A 16,184-nucleotide genomic window follows, 5' to 3' on the forward strand; every position below is an offset into this window, starting at 1 on the left:
GACGTTGGGCATGGATGAAACACCTGTTCGCCGATGGCGCTGCTTGTGCCATCTTACAGTCGATGGAAAAGGTCGCCTTTCTCGATTGCATAGTCGGAATTATCCGACGGTCAGATGCGAAAAAAGGCGCTCATCCCCATGATTTTTAATTCTGAGAAGAAATAACTGAAAAGCTTTTTGCTTCAATCTTCGCAAGAAGAAAAAGTATTTGTTTTCAAATTAATCTGGATCTTATTTTCATGTTTGCGTATTGTCACCTGAAATTATATTTGCCAGTATTTATAAAATTTAATTTCTTCCCCTAGGCTCAGGACTCATAGCCAGAACATGACGGTTGCAGCGAGGCAGATGGCGGAGAAGAAGACGGTGGGGCATCTGTCGTAGCGCGTTGCAACACGCCGCCAGTCCTTGAGCCTTCCGAACATGATCTCGATGCGGTTGCGTCTTTTGTATTTTCTCTTGTCGTATTTGACTGGTTTTCCGCGGGATTTTCGCCCCGGAATGCAGGGCCTGATCCCTTTCTCTTCCAGGGCGTCCCTGAACCAGTCGGCGTCATACCCGCGATCTCCCAGCATCCACTGTGCCATAGGAAGACTGTCCAACAAGGCAGCAGCACCAGTATAATCGCTGATCTGTCCCGCCGTCATGAAAAAGCTCAGCGGTCGTCCGTTCTGATCGGTGACCGCATGCAGCTTTGTATTCATAGCGCCTTTGGTGCGACCGATCAGGCGGCCCGGATCCCCTTTTTTAACCGCAGGCTTGAAGCCGTACGGTGCGCCTTGAGATACGTCGCATCAATCATAATCGTCTGAGGCTCGGCTTTCGCAGCAGACAGGCCATCCATCATCCGCATGAAAACGCCCATGTCGCTCCAACGCTTCCAACGGTTATACAGCGTCTTGTGGGGGCCGTATTCCCGGGGCGCATCACGCCAGCGCATCCCATTGCGGTTCACAAAAATGATCCCGCTCAGCACGCGGCGGTCATCAACGCGAGGTTTGCCGTGGCTCTTTGGGAAAAAGGGCCGCAGACGATCCATCTGTTCATCCGTCAGCCAAAACAGGTCGCTCATTGCCAGTCTCCTCGCAGAGCCTGAATCAGATTTCCATAATCAAATCAATGGGTCCTGAGCCTAACAAACAAGGAAAAACTTAAATGATATGCAAGAATATCTCTATAAATGACTTAAAAAAAATCAAAGAAAGATTTTTTATCGACAATATAAATTATATAAAAAACAACTGCGATCGGGAAATTATACAATATGTAAATGATTTCTTAAGTGGTAATTACTATTATTTTGATTTTAATGAAGAAAATATAACACAAGAAAAGGATTTTTTTAATAAAAAAGTAATTTATGCCTGCTTTAGAGAAAAAAATAGACACTGGAAGGGTTTTTTTCAATCAATAAAAAAAGATGTGATTGGAAAAAAATTATTAATAAACAAAAAAATATTTAAAAATACTCATACGGAATGCATTGGAATAAGACAATGCCGTCCAGATAAAAAAGAATACACAATTGATCAATATCAAAATATTGGTTTTTATAATAAAAATCCTTTTTATGAATACATAAACTATGATGAATATAATGTATTTAGGTACTTATTAAAAGAATTTGGAGACGTTGTTGTGAACAATTTTAATTATATAAAAAGCAACGAAGCGAAATCTGATTTCTTCCTTTCTGCCATTTTATATAAATCTGGTGGAATTTCTTCAGACGTCTGCTCTGTTGCAGAGTGTGATATCACACCTCTCATCGAAGGCGTGGATATTACTTTTGTTTACGACGAACAGGGAATAAATAAAAAATTCCTTTTTTCGAAGCCGTATGAAGATTTTTTTGGAAAATATTTTGAAAATCTAAACGAAAAATCTACCGTTCCAGGCATTCATGATCAGAGAACAGGCTTTTCCGACCGTGAACAGTTTAATAAATTTTTCTTGGATTATTTTTGCTTTTTTGGATTCGAAAATAAAAAAATAAATTTCATCCATAACTCTGTTTTTGAAGCGTTTGTTTCGCCATCCGAAGCAGAAGAAAATATTTTTGAAAAACAGGAACAAAACATAAAAACAAAATCATTAAAGGGGATATTCCGAAACGATGCTTATGGTTTGCCAGAAGGAAAGAAGAAATATTCTGACCATAATAATTTCTTCATGCCCAAAAGCCATAATGTACAGCTTGTCGGCCTGGATGTGACGCCTCATATCTCCCAGAGACATACAAAAAGCTATTCTCTCTCCAGTCGTGATGTATTTGAGATGGCAAATGTAGCCCTCTCTGGACATGCATGCCTCTGGAACGGTGGGTTTCTTTTAGATTTAGAATCCGACTTGTGTACCGTTGCCGAGAATGAAGCACGTGCTGGATTTTGGAAAAAACCAACTTCTGACAATATCACAAAGAAAATAGAGGAAGATTGTATTATCGCTTTCAGCCCTGGTTACGGGTGCTACGGACATTATCTTGTTGATGATCTTCCGCGGATAGGACTCATACGAGACCATATTGGCCCTCAGGCATTCAAAGAAAAAAAATTCATTATTCCAAAGGCTACACCCTCGTGGGGAAGAGATCTTTTAAAATATTTCTTTGATCTATCAGAAGATAATTTTCTATTATTCGAGCACACACAAGAAATATGGGAAATTAACAGGGTTCTGATTTCAGCTTATCCACATAAAAATTACAATTTCCACCCTTATATTAAGGAATTTTATGATAAATATAAAATGAATACAAACAAACCTTATCGAAAGGTGTGCCTGTCGAGAAAAACCTGGGAACCAACCAAGCGTGGACAGCGGGTTTTTCGGCAACAGAAATTTTTCGAGGAAATGGCATTAAAGCTGGGTTATGAAATCATTGAGCCGGAAAAACTCAGTATTGCGGAGCAGATAAAGCTCATGCAGGAAACTGTTTGCCAGGTTGGCGAGCATGGATCTGCACAGCATTCTTCACTCTTCAATACAAACGGAATGACAATAGGAACAATTCATCCTCGTACGGAAGTCCAGATTGGAATTGGTCGTATATACAACGACGATAACATCATATGTTATGCTGATTCCGAGAATACGGATCAGAACAACAACATATTCTATGATTTGTCCGAGGAAAAAATAATTGAATTCTTCGAGGCTGTGGAAAAAAAACACGTGGCCCGAATAAAAAAAGATAACACTATGATGCCGGAGCTCTGCGGAGAACTATCCGACACGCAAGAGCGCTAATCAAAGCAGTTTTTACTACCATTTAAAAAGATTGAAAAACCGGTAACGACCTTAATTGGTTGTTACCGGTCCATAAGTCTGCCTGATACGACGGGCCTGGTGAATGAAATAGAGCTTGGCGCCCGTCATGCGGACAGAACGAAACACCAGATAAAGCGGCGCCGTCAGGGCAGTGCGGGAGGACAGCGGGATATAGGCCACCTGTCCAGCATGATGCTGCTGCATGGACTGTGGGACGAGGGAGATCCCCAGCCCCCCGGCAACCAGATTGAGAGCTGCCAGAAGCTGCGGACCTTTCTGATGGACCCGTGGCGTAAAACCCGCCCCCAGACAGGCATCAACGATCGTTTTGTACAGGCCGTTATTATACTGGCTCTGATACAGGATGAAGTCTTCGTTTTCGAGTTCAGCAAGTTTCAGCCCAGACGCCGGCGCTTCTTTCGCCAGACGGTGCGTCCGGGGAACCGCCACCACCATGGGTTCTTCCACGATCAGTTCGACCACAACATCCGACACATCTGGAATGGATGTCCGTACAAAAGCGACATCCACGGTGTCTTCACGCAAGCCTCCCAGAAGCTGACTGGAATTGCCCTCGGTCAGCGTCAGGCCAACGTCAGGCCAAGTTTCGCGGAACTGTCCCAGCATGTCCGGCAGGCTGGGATGACAGAGGGCTGAGTTGGTGAACCCGATCGACAGTTCTCCGGTCTCGCCACGTACGATACGGCGGACATCCTCGACCGTCTCATCCATACGCGCGATAACATCATACGCCCCCTTGAGCATGCTCCGCCCTGCGGACGTCAAGCGCATGCCTCTTGCGTGGCGCTCGAAGAGCTGCACCCCCAGTTCCTGTTCCACTCCCCTGAGAAGCCGGGTCAGCGGGGGCTGCTGAATTCCCAGCCGCTCGGCAGCCCGGGTGAGGTTACGCTCCTCGGCGATGGCGATGACGGCGTGGAGGTGTCTGAGTTCGATCATTCCATACCTTTAAAGTATGATTAAACCCTCCCGCAAACATTGGTTCAGACACGGAACTTCTTTAAGGTCCGCCGCGTCACAGACACACTCCCAGCCACTCCTTGACCGGACAGGAACGCGCCATGACCAAGACCATTCCCGCCACACTTATTGCCGGTGACGGAATTGGCCCGGAAATCATGCAGTCGGTCACGACCGTCATGGACGCCCTTGAGGCCCCTTTCCTCTGGGATCACCAGAGCGCAGGCGTCGGCGCCTTCGAGGAGCACGGAACCGCCCTCCCCGAGGCTACGCTCGACAGTATCCGTCGCACTGGCCTCGTGCTGAAAGGCCCTCTGACCACACCCGTGGGCAAAGGTTTCCGCTCCATCAACGTCACGCTGCGTCAGGCCTTCGACCTGTATGCCAATGTCCGTCCGACCCAGACGATCGTTCCCGGCGGACGGTATGAGAACGTTGATCTGGTCGTGATCCGCGAGAACATCGAAGGCCTCTATGCCGCGATGGAGCATTATATGGCCGTAGACGGAGACCCGGAAGCCGTGGCGTATGGCGCCGGGTTCAATACCCGTGCCGAATGCAACCGGATCGTCCGCTTCGCCTTCGAATATGCCGTGAAGAACAACCGCAAGAAGGTGACGCTCGTCCACAAGGCGAACATCCTGAAAATCTTGAGCGGGCTGTTCCTGCATGAAGGCCGCAAGGTCGCTGCGGAATATGAAGGCCGCGTAGCGCTGGAAGAGCGGATCGTCGATGCCTGTGCGATGGAGCTTGTGATCCGTCCGGAGAATTACGACGTCATCGTCACGACCAATCTGTTCGGCGACATCCTGTCCGATCTGACGGCCGGTCTCGTAGGCGGTTTAGGTATGGCGCCGGGTGCGAATATCGGCGAGAAAATGGGCATTTTCGAAGCCGTGCATGGGTCCGCGCCTGACATTGCCGGACAGGGCATCGCCAATCCGCTGGCGCTGATGATGGCGGGCAGCATGATGCTCGCCCATGTCGGACGGCTGGACCTGTCCGAGCGGCTGGACGGCGCGATGAAGCAGATCCTTCAGGTCGAAGGCCTTCGCACCCGCGATCTGGGCGGCAAGGCCACCACGCAGGACGTCACGCAGGCCCTTCTGCGCGCCATCCAGTAATTTTCTGACAGCCCTCCAAGGAACATTCCCATCATGAAACAGGTTGGACACGACCTTCTGGACTGCCAGCGCGACCTCTCGATCGAGGGCCGCTCCTATCGCTATTTCTCCCTGCCTGTCGCGGCTGAAAAGCTGGGCGACATCTCACGACTGCCCGTCAGCCTGAAAGTGCTGCTCGAAAACGTCCTGCGCTTCACGGATGGTTCGACCTATCGCGTCGAGGACGCGCAGGCGATCGTTGACTGGACGAAAGCCGCGCATTCGACGCAGGAAGTCCCGTTCAAGCCCGCGCGCATATTGATGCAGGATTTCACCGGCGTTCCAGCCGTCGTGGATCTGGCCGCCATGCGCGACGGCATCGTCTCGCTCTGCGGTGATCCGCAGAAGGTCAATCCGCTCGTGCCCGTCGATCTGGTAATCGACCACTCCGTGATGGTGGACGTCGCCGGACGCAAGGACGCACTCCAGCAGAACGTCTCGCTGGAATTCGAGCGCAATGGTGAGCGTTATGCGTTCCTGCGCTGGGGTCAGGAAGCGTTCGACCAGTTCCGCGTCGTCCCGCCGGGTGCTGGCATCTGCCATCAGGTCAATCTGGAATATCTGTCTCAGGTGGTCTGGACGGGAACGGTCGGCGACGTCACCTATGCCTATCCCGACACGCTGTATGGTACGGATTCCCACACGACCATGGTCAATGGTCTGGGCGTACTGGGCTGGGGCGTTGGCGGGATCGAGGCCGAAGCTGCCATGCTCGGACAGCCGATTTCCATGCTCATCCCCGATGTTGTGGGCTTCCGGATGGACGGCCGTCTGCCGGAAGGCACGACCGCGACCGATCTGGTGCTGACCGTCACGCAGATGCTGCGGGCCAAAGGCGTGGTCGGCAAGTTCGTGGAGTTCTTCGGCCCGGCGCTAGATCATCTGCCGGTCGCGGACCGTGCGACCATTGCAAACATGGCCCCGGAATATGGCGCGACCTGCGGCTTCTTTCCCGTGGATGCGCTGGCGCTCGACTATCTGCGCCAGACCGGCCGTGACGAGCATCGCATTGCGCTGACGGAATCCTGGCTGCGCGCACAGGGCATGTTCCGCGATGCCTCAACGCCGGAGCCGGTGTTTTCGGATGTTCTGACGCTGGATCTGGGCACGGTCACGCCCTGCATTTCCGGCCCCAAGCGCCCGCAGGACCGGATCGAGCTTTCCGCTGCCACCCCGGCTTTCGAAAAAGCCCTGACGGAGACGCTCGGCGTCAAGCCAGCCGATATCCACAAGACCGCCCCCGTCTCTGGAACGGAGTATGCGATCGGGCACGGCTCCATCGTCATCGCCGCCATCACATCCTGCACCAACACGTCCAACCCGGCCGTTCTGGTCGCGGCCGGACTGGTGGCCCGCAAGGCCCGCGCGCTCGGCCTGATGCCGAAGCCCTGGGTCAAAACGTCGCTGGCGCCGGGATCGCAGGTCGTGACAGACTATCTGGATCGCGCCAATCTGAGCGCCGATCTGGACGCGCTGGGTTTTGAGACGGTCGGCTATGGCTGCACGACCTGCATCGGCAATTCCGGCCCGCTGGCGAAAGAGCTTGTGGACGCCATTGAAGGCAATGGTCTGGTCGCAACGTCTGTCCTGTCCGGTAACCGGAACTTCGAAGGCCGGATTTCACCCAACGTCCGCGCCAATTATCTCGCAAGCCCGCCGCTCGTCGTCGCCTATGCGCTGCTGGGAACGATGCGCGAAGACATTACGACGGCCATTCTGGGACACGCGCCCGACGGCACGCCGGTCCATCTGCGCGATATATGGCCGACCAACCACGAGATCGCAGAACTCGTCGGCTCCGCCGTCACACGCGAAGCTTTCGTCGAGCGCTACAGCCACATTACGGAAGGCACGAAGGAATGGCAGGCGCTGGCCTCGGCCGGGACTTCGGCGACTTATGACTGGCAGCCGGGTTCGACCTATGTGCAGAATCCGCCCTACTTCGACGGTCTGACCGCCGAACCCGCGCCCACGAAAGACATTTCCGGCGCGCGGATTCTGGCACTGCTGGGCGACAACATCACGACCGACCATATCTCCCCGGCCGGTGCGATTGCGGCCTCTTCGCCTGCAGGTGTGTACCTTCAGGACCATCAGGTCGCGGTGAAGGATTTCAATTCCTACGGCTCACGTCGCGGCAATGACCGCGTCATGGTCCGGGGAACCTTCGCCAATATCCGCATCCGCAACGAGATGGCACCGGGGACCGAAGGTGGCGTCACACTGCATCAGCCCGATGGTGCGCAGATGTCCATCTATGATGCCGCCAGCCGCTACGCTCAGGACGACGTGCCGCTCGTGGTGTTCGGCGGCAAGGAATACGGGATGGGCTCGTCCCGTGACTGGGCCGCGAAGGGCACGCGCCTGCTGGGCATCAAGGCCGTCATTGCCGAGAGCTTCGAGCGCATCCACCGCTCCAACCTCGTCGGCATGGGCGTGCTGCCCCTGACCTTCGAGCCGGGCACGACGCGCAAAACGCTGGGCCTGAACGGAACGGAGACGATCGCCATTCACGGCATCGAAACCCTCACGCCGCGCGCAACCCTGACCATGACGATCACCCGTCAGGATGGCAGCACGCAGGATGTCCCGCTGCTGTGCCGTGTCGATACGGTCGATGAGGCTGACTATTACCGCAACGGGGGCATCCTGCCCTACGTGCTTCGCGGAATGGCTTCAGCGAGTTGAGAAATGGCGGGGCTTCGGCCCCGCCATCTTAATGATGGGTGACGCCGTAAGACACAACGGCGCAGGTTGCTCCCACGACGAAGCAGATCATGAAGAGATAGGCTTTGGTCATCGGTCAGGCCCTCCGGCTCAGGGCCAGTTTGAGGCTGAAGGCCAGAAAGATGCTGCCCGTCAGCCGGTCCATGCGGCGCACGACCGTCGTGCTCGACAGGAACCGCCCGAGCGGTACGGTCATGGCGACAAGGAGTGCCAGCCACGAAAAGGACAGTACGGCCTGAATAGCCGTCAGCAGCAACGAAAATTCCTTCACATTCACATGCGGCGGAATGAACTGCGGCATGAACGTCATGTAGAAAATGCCGACCTTGGGATTGAGCAGATTGGTCAGCAGTCCACGGCGGAAGGCCGCACGGGCGCCGTCATGCACCGGTGCTGCATCCGCTGTCCCCAGAGAAGCACGGGGATGCAGGATCAGCCCGATCCCAAGCCACGCCAGATAAAGCGCACCGGCCCATTTGACGACTGTAAACGCCGTTTCCGAAGCCGCCAGCAGAGCCGTGAGGCCAAATGCTGCCGCAAGCCCCCAGATCCCCAGCCCCAGACAGATTCCTACAACCGCCGCCAGACCGGCCTTCCAGCCGGACGTCGTGGCGGTTCGCAGCGTCATAGCCGTGTCGAGGCCCGGCGTGATCGTAAAGACCGCAGCGGCAGCGGCAAAGGTCAGAAGCGGGATCAGATAAGGATGCATGATCGAAACCTACACCCGGTTTATCAAATCCCCAATCCCCCCTTCTATCAGGCGTCCTTTGCCGCAACCGGCAGACGGATCAGATAATCGAATGCTGACAGGGACGCCTTGGCCCCCTCGCCCATCGCAATAACAATCTGCTTGTAAGGCACGGTCGTCACGTCCCCTGCGGCAAACACACCGGGGACGGATGTCGCGCAGTGATCGTTGATGACGATCTCCCCATACGGGCTGAGCTTCAGAGAGTCCTTCAGCCACTCAGAGTTGGGCAGCAGGCCGATCTGAATGAACACGCCATCCGTCTTGACCTGATGCAGCCCGCCATCGCCGTCGCTATAGGTCAGGCCGGTCACTTCCTTGCCGTCACCTTCGATCTTCGTAGTCAGGGCATTGGTCAGGACCGTCACATTCGACAGGCTCAAAAGCTTGTCCTGCAACACCTTGTCCGCCTTCAGATGCGCGCCGCGCTGAAGCAGGGTGACGTGTGACACGATCCCCGCCAGGTCGATCGCCGCTTCCACGCCGCTATTGCCGCCGCCAGCCACCACAACCGGACGTCCCTTGTAAAACGGGCCATCGCAATGCGGGCAGTAGGCCACGCCCTTCGTGCGATACTCGTCCTCGCCCGGCACACCCAGATGCCGCCAGCGCGCACCAGTTGCAATGATGACCGTCTTCGAGCGCAGGGTGGCCCCGCTTTCCAGAACGATCTGGTGCAGACCACCGGCATCCTCAGCCGGGATCAGCTTTGCAGCAAGCTGGGACGCAATGATCTGCACATCATACTGCCGCACATGGGCTTCAAGCGCGGCCGAGAGCTTCGGCCCTTCCGTTTCCTGCACGGAAATGAAGTTCTCGATCCCGGCCGTGTCCATGACCTGACCACCAAACCGCTCCGCCACAAGACCCGTGCGCAGACCTTTACGGGCAGAATAGATCGCCGCCGCATCGCCCGCAGGCCCGGCGCCAAGTACCAGCACGTCAAACGGCGCCATATCGTTCAGCTTCTCCGCCGACCGGGCAACAGAAGCGGTGTCCAGTTTGGCGAGAATATCCGCCACTTCCATCCGCCCCGACGCGAAAGGCTCACCATTCAGATAAACCTGCGGGACAGAACGAATGCCGAGGCGTTCCACTTCTTCCTGAAAATCCGCGCCATCAATGGCGGTGTGATGGATCTTCGGGTTCAGCACACTCATGGCGTTGAGCGCCTGCACCACATCCGGGCAGTTCTGGCAGGACTGGGAGAAATACGTCTCGAAGTGGAAGTCGCCGTCCAGCGCACGGATCTGTTCGACCACATCCGCCTCGATCTTCGGCGGATGGCCGCTGACCTGCAGCAGCGCCAGAACAAGCGACGTAAACTCGTGCCCCATCGGCAGGCCCGCAAAGCAGACCTGCACATCCGTATCCGGACGGCGGATCACGAAGGACGGCGTGCGGGGGCCCTGTCCCTTGTCCGAAAACGTCACCTTGGGGGACAGACTGGCAATATCTTCCAGCAGGCCGCGCACTTCAGCAGAGCGGGCATCCGCGCCAAGGGTCGTCTCAAGCACGACCGCATCACGCAGGTACTCCATATAGGCGCGCATCTGGGTTTTCAGGTCGTCCTGAAGCATCTTTTCTCTCCGGATTTCGGAATTTGGAAATTTGGAACCGGAAGACTGTCCGGCTCAGCCGCCTCCATGAAAGGAGGCGGAGGATGGTGGAACCGGAAGGTTCCACCATCCTCAGATCCGGGAAGGATCAGATCTTGCCAACGAGGTCGAGGGACGGCTTCAGCGTCTCGCCGCCTTCTTTCCACTTGGCCGGGCAAACTTCACCCGGATGGCTTGCGACATACTGTGCAGCCTGGATCTTCTCTAGCAGTTCGGTCGCGCTGCGGCCGACGCCACCGGCGGTGATTTCGATGTACTGGATCTTGCCTTCCGGATCGATCAGGAACGTACCGCGATCGGCCATGCCGGCTTCTTCGATCAGCACATCAAAGTTGCGTGCAATCGCGCCCGTCGGGTCGCCCAGCATCGTGTACTTAATCTTGCCGATGGCCGGGGACGTGTCGTGCCAGGCCTTGTGCGTGAAATGCTTGTCCGTGGAGACGGAATAGATTTCCACGCCCAGCTTGTCGAAAGCGGCCTGGTTGTCGGCGAGGTCTTCGAGTTCCGTCGGGCAGACGAACGTGAAGTCGGCCGGATAGAAGAAGAAAACGGACCATTTGCCGCGAACGTCGGAGTCCGTGACCGTGAGGAACTCACCGTTGCGGAAAGCATCGGTGGAGAAGGACTTCAGCGGGGAGTTGATGCGAACCATCAGACTGTCTCCTGACCTTGGGTTGGTGTTGTGTTGCGGACTCTGTGTCACACAGAAAGAGAGAGACAGGAAACAGTTCCTGTCAATATGACTGATCGCTAAAACCGAACTTGTGAGATGAAGATATCAAGACTGCCGATCATGATATGGGCCATACCTTCAGGAAACGGCCTTTTGCGATGCAATTTTTCCCTGACAGGCAAAACCGGACTTCCCCATGACGTTATTCGATCCTATCTATAAAATATGAGCTATGTTCCCCTCTCCGGCCTGTCCCTGCGCGATATCGAATATGTGGTCGCGGTCGATGACCTGCGCAACTTCTCCCGTGCGGCCGAACGCTGCGGCGTCAGTCAGGCCGGGCTGTCCGAACAGGTCCGCAAGCTCGAACAGCTTCTGGACGTCACCCTTTTTGAACGCTCACGGCGTCACGTTGCGCCAACCCCCGATGGCGAGCGCCTGCTTACACTCGGGCGCGAAGTTCTCGCGGCGGCGCGCAATCTTCTTGAAGTCGCCCGCGCCCAGACCGGCCCGATGGAAGGCGCTCTGCGGCTCGGCGTCATTCCCACACTCGGCCCATATTACATTCCGGGCCTTCTGCCACGCCTGCGGGAGCATTATCCGGCGCTCAGCCTGCGCCTGCGCGAAAGCATGACAGACACACTCGTGCATGCCCTGCGCAACAGCGAGCTGGACGTCGCCCTGATGGCATTGCCCGCGCCTTCTGAGGCTCTGGAAAGCGCACCAATTTTCGAAGAGTCGTTCCTCGCCGTATTTCCCAACACGCATGAACTGGCCCAGAAGCCGAAACTCTCTCTCAGCCAGCTCGGCCGCCCGGATCTTCTGCTTCTGGAAGACGGGCACTGCCTGCGCGATCAGGCCCTGTCCATCTGCCCGACGGTTCCGCGCGAAGGCGAGCAGCGCCTGGCCACCAGCCTTGAAATGCTGTGGTACATGATCGGAGCCGGCGAAGGGTTTTCCCTCATCCCCCAGCTTGCGCTGCGCAACCGGGTGGATTTCGAGGATCTCATTACCGTCCGTCCGCTCCCCGAACCCGAAGCACGCCGCACGATCGGTCTGACCTGGCGCGCATCGGACCCACGGGCTCCAGTCTTTCGCGATTTCGCAGCATATCTTCGCAGCATCACACCAGAGCACTGCCACACCTGTGGCTGAAGCCTGCGTGAAGCCTCCCCGTTCACCGGCTCCACGTTCCGCTGGACCGAACATCCTCGGAACGGCCTATGGCGTTGTCCTGTGCGTGATGCTCAGTGTCATCGCCCTGCAGACCGCCATTCTCCCGGCTTCTGTCTGGCAGGGAGACGAATACGACTATTTTGCCAATATCCGGGAGCATGGTCTGGCCTTCCTGTCGGACAGGCTGCTGCACTGGAGCCCACGTCCATTCTCGGAAATTGTCATATTCGCCTACGGAACGCTCGCCAATGCCGTGCATAAGCCACTGGCATGGATCTTTCTGGCCCTCACATGGCTGTTTTGTGCTGCGATAGCCTTTGTGCCCTTCCTCCGTCGAAGCGCTGCACCTATCCCGATGCGCCTGCTGATTGCCGTGTCCCTCGCAGCCATTTTCATGCTCGGCCACCCTTCCGCAGACCTGTTCTACTGGCCGATGGGAACCATCGCCCATCTTCCCGTCCTCGCCGCCGCCTGTGGGCTGATCCTGCTGAAGATCAGCAACACCCTGTCTCTCCGGGCTGAGGCCCTGTTGCTGACCCTGGCTCTGGCATCAAGCGAAGCCGGAGTGTTTTTCGGAATGCTCTGGCTGGGAATGCGCGGATTTGAGAGCCTGGGCGGCCGTCGGACCTTCCCGCTGGGGCGGAGCAGATGGCTGCTCCTGCCGACGGGTATTGGACTCTGTGTGTTTACGGTGATGATTTTCAATCACAGAATGGGCGGCAGTGGATTTCCCTTCACGCCCACCCATGGACATATCAGAGCAAGCCTCGCTGCGGCATTTCGCCCGTTTTTGAAAACGCTGTTCGCCCTTCAGCCGGACGAAATGAGCTCGGGGAGCCTCTTCACCAGGAAAGCCCTTGCCAGCGGGGTGGTCCTGAAAGCCATCCTGACCGGCGCATTTACTGCACTCTTCATGGTCTGTGGCATCCGACCGGCCTTGCGTACGCTTATGGCCCCAGCCCTTGCACTTTCGGGCACAATGTACCTGACGATCGCCGCCGCTTTTTACGCATTTGGTTTTCTCTGCTGTCAGCGCCATGAAACTTTCCGGCTGGACTTCTCCATCCTTCTTGTCCTGCTGCTTGCTGCGGGACTCAGCACGATTTTATCGGCAAAATTCAGGATATCTTCTGACGACCGAAAAAGAGAAACGACCCTCCAGATCTGCGCGCTCGCAGGGCTTCTGCTGTTTGCAGGATGGACAATGCGGTGGCGCCTTTCGGACCTGTCCCTCGCTCTCGCAGGTCTGCCACTGGAAGAAGCCGCTCATGACCGCGTCTGGGCGTCAGGCCTGTCGGCAGGGACCGAGATGACCTATACGCAAGGCACGGCTTCACCCGCCTTCTACTACTGGCGCTGGGAGCCGGGCACCTACCATGTGGGTGGAAGCGGATGGGAAGTTCAGTCCGCGATGCGGTATTTCGGCAAGACAACGCTTCATGTCCTGCCGCCCGCCAGTCTGCCCCCCCTTCCCGCCGTACCTTGAACGGGAAGGAAACAGGGTCTGAAAACCAGACCTTATTCGGCCGCGTTGCAGCGATGGGTCGAACCGGGGAAGTCTGAACACTCGCCCTTCACGGAATCCCAGCGGAAATCCATTTCGTCACCCGCCATGCCGTTCTTCTGGAACTCGGTCGTCACCGCGCTCACATTCGTGACATGGCCTTTGGTATAAACCAGTTCGACATAGCCGTTATAGAAACCCGGGATTTTGCCCACACCTTCGAAATAGGTCGGTTTTCCGTCTTTTCCCGGCACCGCGAATAGTTTGGTGACCTGAGCCGGAGTGGCATGCTCCAGCTTGCGCAGGAATTCCGGCGACAGGGTCTGGCAGCTGATTTCCGGGCGCGGGTCCTCGCCGACATTCGACTGCCAGCAGGCCGTCTGGCCCGGCAGCGGCGTCGCGGACGCAAGATGCGGAGCAACAAGCGCCGCTCCCAAAGCCGCGGCTAACGTGACATGCTTCAAACGTACCATCTGTAAAATGCTCCAGCAGAACTCTCTGTTTTCCGAACCTATCACAGCCCTCTTTCGGAACCCACAGACCCTGCCCAACACCTTTTGCGGAGCTGGCGTTTCAAGGGGCTTTCAGGCAGGCGGCGCTTCATCAATGGAAGGCTTTTCGGGGTAGAGCCAGCGCACCACCCGCCCCATCGTCAGACCCTGAACGATGATCGTAAACACCACCACCCCGTAACAGACGGGCAACAATGTATCGCGTAGTTCTCCCGCCGGGAGCCCCAGCGCGAGCGCAACGGAAATACCGCCCCGCAGCCCACCCCATGTCAGAAGCCCAAGAGCGCGCCCGCGCTCACCGGGTTGCAGATGCACGGGAATGGTCGACAGGAAAACACTGGCGCCGCGCACCAGAACCGACAGCGGAATTGCCACCAGCATCATCAGGAACGGCGCCAGATGCGGCCGGATTTCCAGCAGTTCGAACCCGATCAGCAGGAACAGCAAGGCGTTCAGGATCTCGTCGATCAGGTTCCAGAACCCCACCATTTCCTCACGGGATTTCTGCGTGATGGCGCGGTGCCCCGCCTTGCTGGCCAGGCTCATTCCGGCGACCACCACCGCAATCGGCCCGGACATGTGCAACCCGTTCGCAAGACTATACGTCCCGGCCGCGAGCGCCAGAGAACCCAGCAGGTCGATCTGCGCGTCCTCCACGCCGCGAAGCAGCAGAAGCGCCAGCCAGCCCGTAAAAGCGCCGAACAGCCCGCCTCCCACGGCTTCAACCAGAAATCGCAAAACGAAATCACTGGCCGAAACGGACGCAATATCACCCGTGGCCAGCCCGATCATCGTTCCATAAAAAACGACACCCACGCCATCGTTGAACAGGCTCTCCCCCGCGAACGTCGCCTGAAGCGCGGGTGGCAGGCCCAGACGCCGCAGCATGCCCACCACCGATACCGGATCGGTCGGCGCAAGCATCGCACCCAGCAGCACGCACCAGCTGAAAGGCACGGAAAGCCCGAATACAGGAAAAATAAACCACACCGGAACCGCCATCAGCGCCACGGCCAGTGACGTCCCCACGATCGCCAGCGCCGCGACCGACTTTCCGCGCGACACCAGCATCCCCAGATCGACCTGCATCGCCCCTGCAAACAGCAGGAAGGACAGCGCTCCATCCAGCAGGGTCCGGGGCAGATTGATCGTTCCCAGAAGGTTCTGCGGAACCTGCTGAAGATCATATCCAGGAAACAAAGGGTTCAGGAGCATGACGATCAGGGAGATCACCATCGAAATCAGCAGAATTCCGATGGCCAGTGGAAGTCTGAGGGTCCGGTAATTGATGATTCCGAGCAGGGTCGCCACAGCCAGCAGCAGAGCAAACAGCCCCAGAGAATTCATGACCGCATTTCCTTCCCCGATCTCTGCTCCGGCAACGACTCAGGCCATGACAGACCGCACGCAGACAGATCCACCCTGCTTAACTGCTCGGGGTACACCGAAGTTTCTTCCGAAAACCGCAACAGCTCTTCCGGAGGTCACTTCTCACAGGCCGTACGCTTACGCTTCCTTACCGTTCCTGACATGACAGACGTTACGGCAGAACGCACTCTTCGGCGGAATAGCAATCGGAGGAAACGGATTTCGTGAAAAAGACCTGCACCGTCGCCGTTTTCATCCTGCTCGCAGCCTGCGCCTCACACGCCCCGCCCGACATGACGTCGGCCAGCGGTGACGACGATGATCCCGCTTATACGGTCAAAAGCGACCACACCCACGGTGGTGGTGGCATGGGCGGCAACGGCAATCTCTGGGGAGAAGTCTTCAGAACCGCTCTCCAGACCGGCATGGGCTTCGTCCACCGCTAG

Annotated in this window: 13 protein-coding genes and 1 pseudogene; 7 read left to right on the plus strand and 7 right to left on the minus strand. The window is 56.4% G+C overall.

The features are described from left to right. Positions 1-128, plus strand: a pseudogene (locus GAL01_RS15960) (IS5/IS1182 family transposase); the annotation flags it as partial. Between the two features lie 186 nt (positions 129-314). On the opposite strand, the gene GAL01_RS05120 reads toward GAL01_RS15960, so the two are convergent. Beyond that, positions 315-1,072 (minus strand): IS5 family transposase gene (locus GAL01_RS05120; protein WP_099253122.1). Its coding sequence is split into 2 segments (ribosomal slippage): positions 315-751 and positions 751-1,072, totalling 759 coding nucleotides; the frame shifts between segments, so codons are not numbered across the junction. Positions 1,073-1,155: 83 nt separating this feature from the next. Between GAL01_RS05120 and GAL01_RS05125 the strand changes: the two genes are divergently transcribed. Continuing rightward, entirely contained in the window at positions 1,156-3,249 is a 2,094-nt protein-coding gene (locus GAL01_RS05125; protein ID WP_082790582.1) for a glycosyltransferase 61 family protein, read from the plus strand. A 51-nt stretch (positions 3,250-3,300) separates the two neighbouring features. Here GAL01_RS05125 and GAL01_RS05130 read toward each other — a convergent pair whose 3' ends face one another. Continuing rightward, on the minus strand, positions 3,301-4,227 hold the full coding sequence (locus tag GAL01_RS05130; protein WP_062027114.1) for a LysR family transcriptional regulator: 927 nt from the start codon (positions 4,225-4,227) through the stop codon (positions 3,301-3,303). Positions 4,228-4,349: 122 nt separating this feature from the next. On the opposite strand from GAL01_RS05130, the gene GAL01_RS05135 reads away from it, so the two are divergent. After that, positions 4,350-5,372 carry an isocitrate/isopropylmalate dehydrogenase family protein gene (locus GAL01_RS05135; RefSeq protein WP_062027112.1) on the plus strand — a complete coding sequence of 341 codons (1,023 nt, stop codon included), beginning with the start codon at positions 4,350-4,352 and terminating at the stop codon, positions 5,370-5,372. A 33-nt stretch (positions 5,373-5,405) separates the two neighbouring features. After that, positions 5,406-8,099, plus strand: a complete 2,694-nt coding sequence (acnA, locus tag GAL01_RS05140) for an aconitate hydratase AcnA (protein ID WP_099253124.1) — start codon at positions 5,406-5,408, stop codon at positions 8,097-8,099. A 115-nt stretch (positions 8,100-8,214) separates the two neighbouring features. On the opposite strand, the gene GAL01_RS05145 is transcribed toward acnA, so the two are convergent. The 3 genes from GAL01_RS05145 to ahpC all read right to left on the minus strand — a co-directional run bounded on the left by GAL01_RS05145 (position 8,215) and on the right by ahpC (position 11,157). Next, positions 8,215-8,847, minus strand: a complete 633-nt coding sequence (locus GAL01_RS05145) for a LysE family translocator (protein WP_062027343.1) — start codon at positions 8,845-8,847, stop codon at positions 8,215-8,217. A gap of 47 nt (positions 8,848-8,894) precedes the next feature. Continuing rightward, on the minus strand, positions 8,895-10,466 hold the full coding sequence (gene ahpF, locus GAL01_RS05150; RefSeq protein WP_062027345.1) for an alkyl hydroperoxide reductase subunit F: 1,572 nt from the start codon (positions 10,464-10,466) through the stop codon (positions 8,895-8,897). A gap of 127 nt (positions 10,467-10,593) precedes the next feature. After that, a complete protein-coding gene (ahpC, locus tag GAL01_RS05155) occupies positions 10,594-11,157 on the minus strand; it encodes an alkyl hydroperoxide reductase subunit C (RefSeq protein WP_062027347.1) in 564 nt (187 codons plus the stop codon). Between the two features lie 246 nt (positions 11,158-11,403). Between ahpC and GAL01_RS05160 the strand changes: the two genes are divergently transcribed. Both GAL01_RS05160 and GAL01_RS05165 read left to right on the plus strand, forming a co-directional pair. After that, a complete protein-coding gene (locus tag GAL01_RS05160; RefSeq protein WP_062027349.1) occupies positions 11,404-12,333 on the plus strand; it encodes a hydrogen peroxide-inducible genes activator in 930 nt (309 codons plus the stop codon). Positions 12,334-12,340: 7 nt separating this feature from the next. Further along, positions 12,341-13,840, plus strand: a complete 1,500-nt coding sequence (locus tag GAL01_RS05165) for a hypothetical protein (RefSeq protein WP_145995605.1) — start codon at positions 12,341-12,343, stop codon at positions 13,838-13,840. A 32-nt stretch (positions 13,841-13,872) separates the two neighbouring features. Here GAL01_RS05165 and GAL01_RS05170 read toward each other — a convergent pair whose 3' ends face one another. Together GAL01_RS05170 and GAL01_RS05175 are read right to left on the minus strand one after the other, a co-directional pair. Next, on the minus strand, positions 13,873-14,331 hold the full coding sequence (locus tag GAL01_RS05170) for a hypothetical protein (RefSeq protein ID WP_077803381.1): 459 nt from the start codon (positions 14,329-14,331) through the stop codon (positions 13,873-13,875). Between the two features lie 111 nt (positions 14,332-14,442). Beyond that, entirely contained in the window at positions 14,443-15,717 is a 1,275-nt protein-coding gene (locus GAL01_RS05175; RefSeq protein WP_062027353.1) for a cation:proton antiporter, read from the minus strand. A gap of 245 nt (positions 15,718-15,962) precedes the next feature. Between GAL01_RS05175 and GAL01_RS05180 the strand changes: the two genes are divergently transcribed. Next, positions 15,963-16,184, plus strand: coding sequence for a hypothetical protein (locus GAL01_RS05180; RefSeq protein WP_062027355.1), 222 nt, complete (start codon positions 15,963-15,965; stop codon positions 16,182-16,184).

Source organism: Gluconobacter albidus (assembly GCF_002723915.1).
Lineage (GTDB): Bacteria > Pseudomonadota > Alphaproteobacteria > Acetobacterales > Acetobacteraceae > Gluconobacter > Gluconobacter albidus.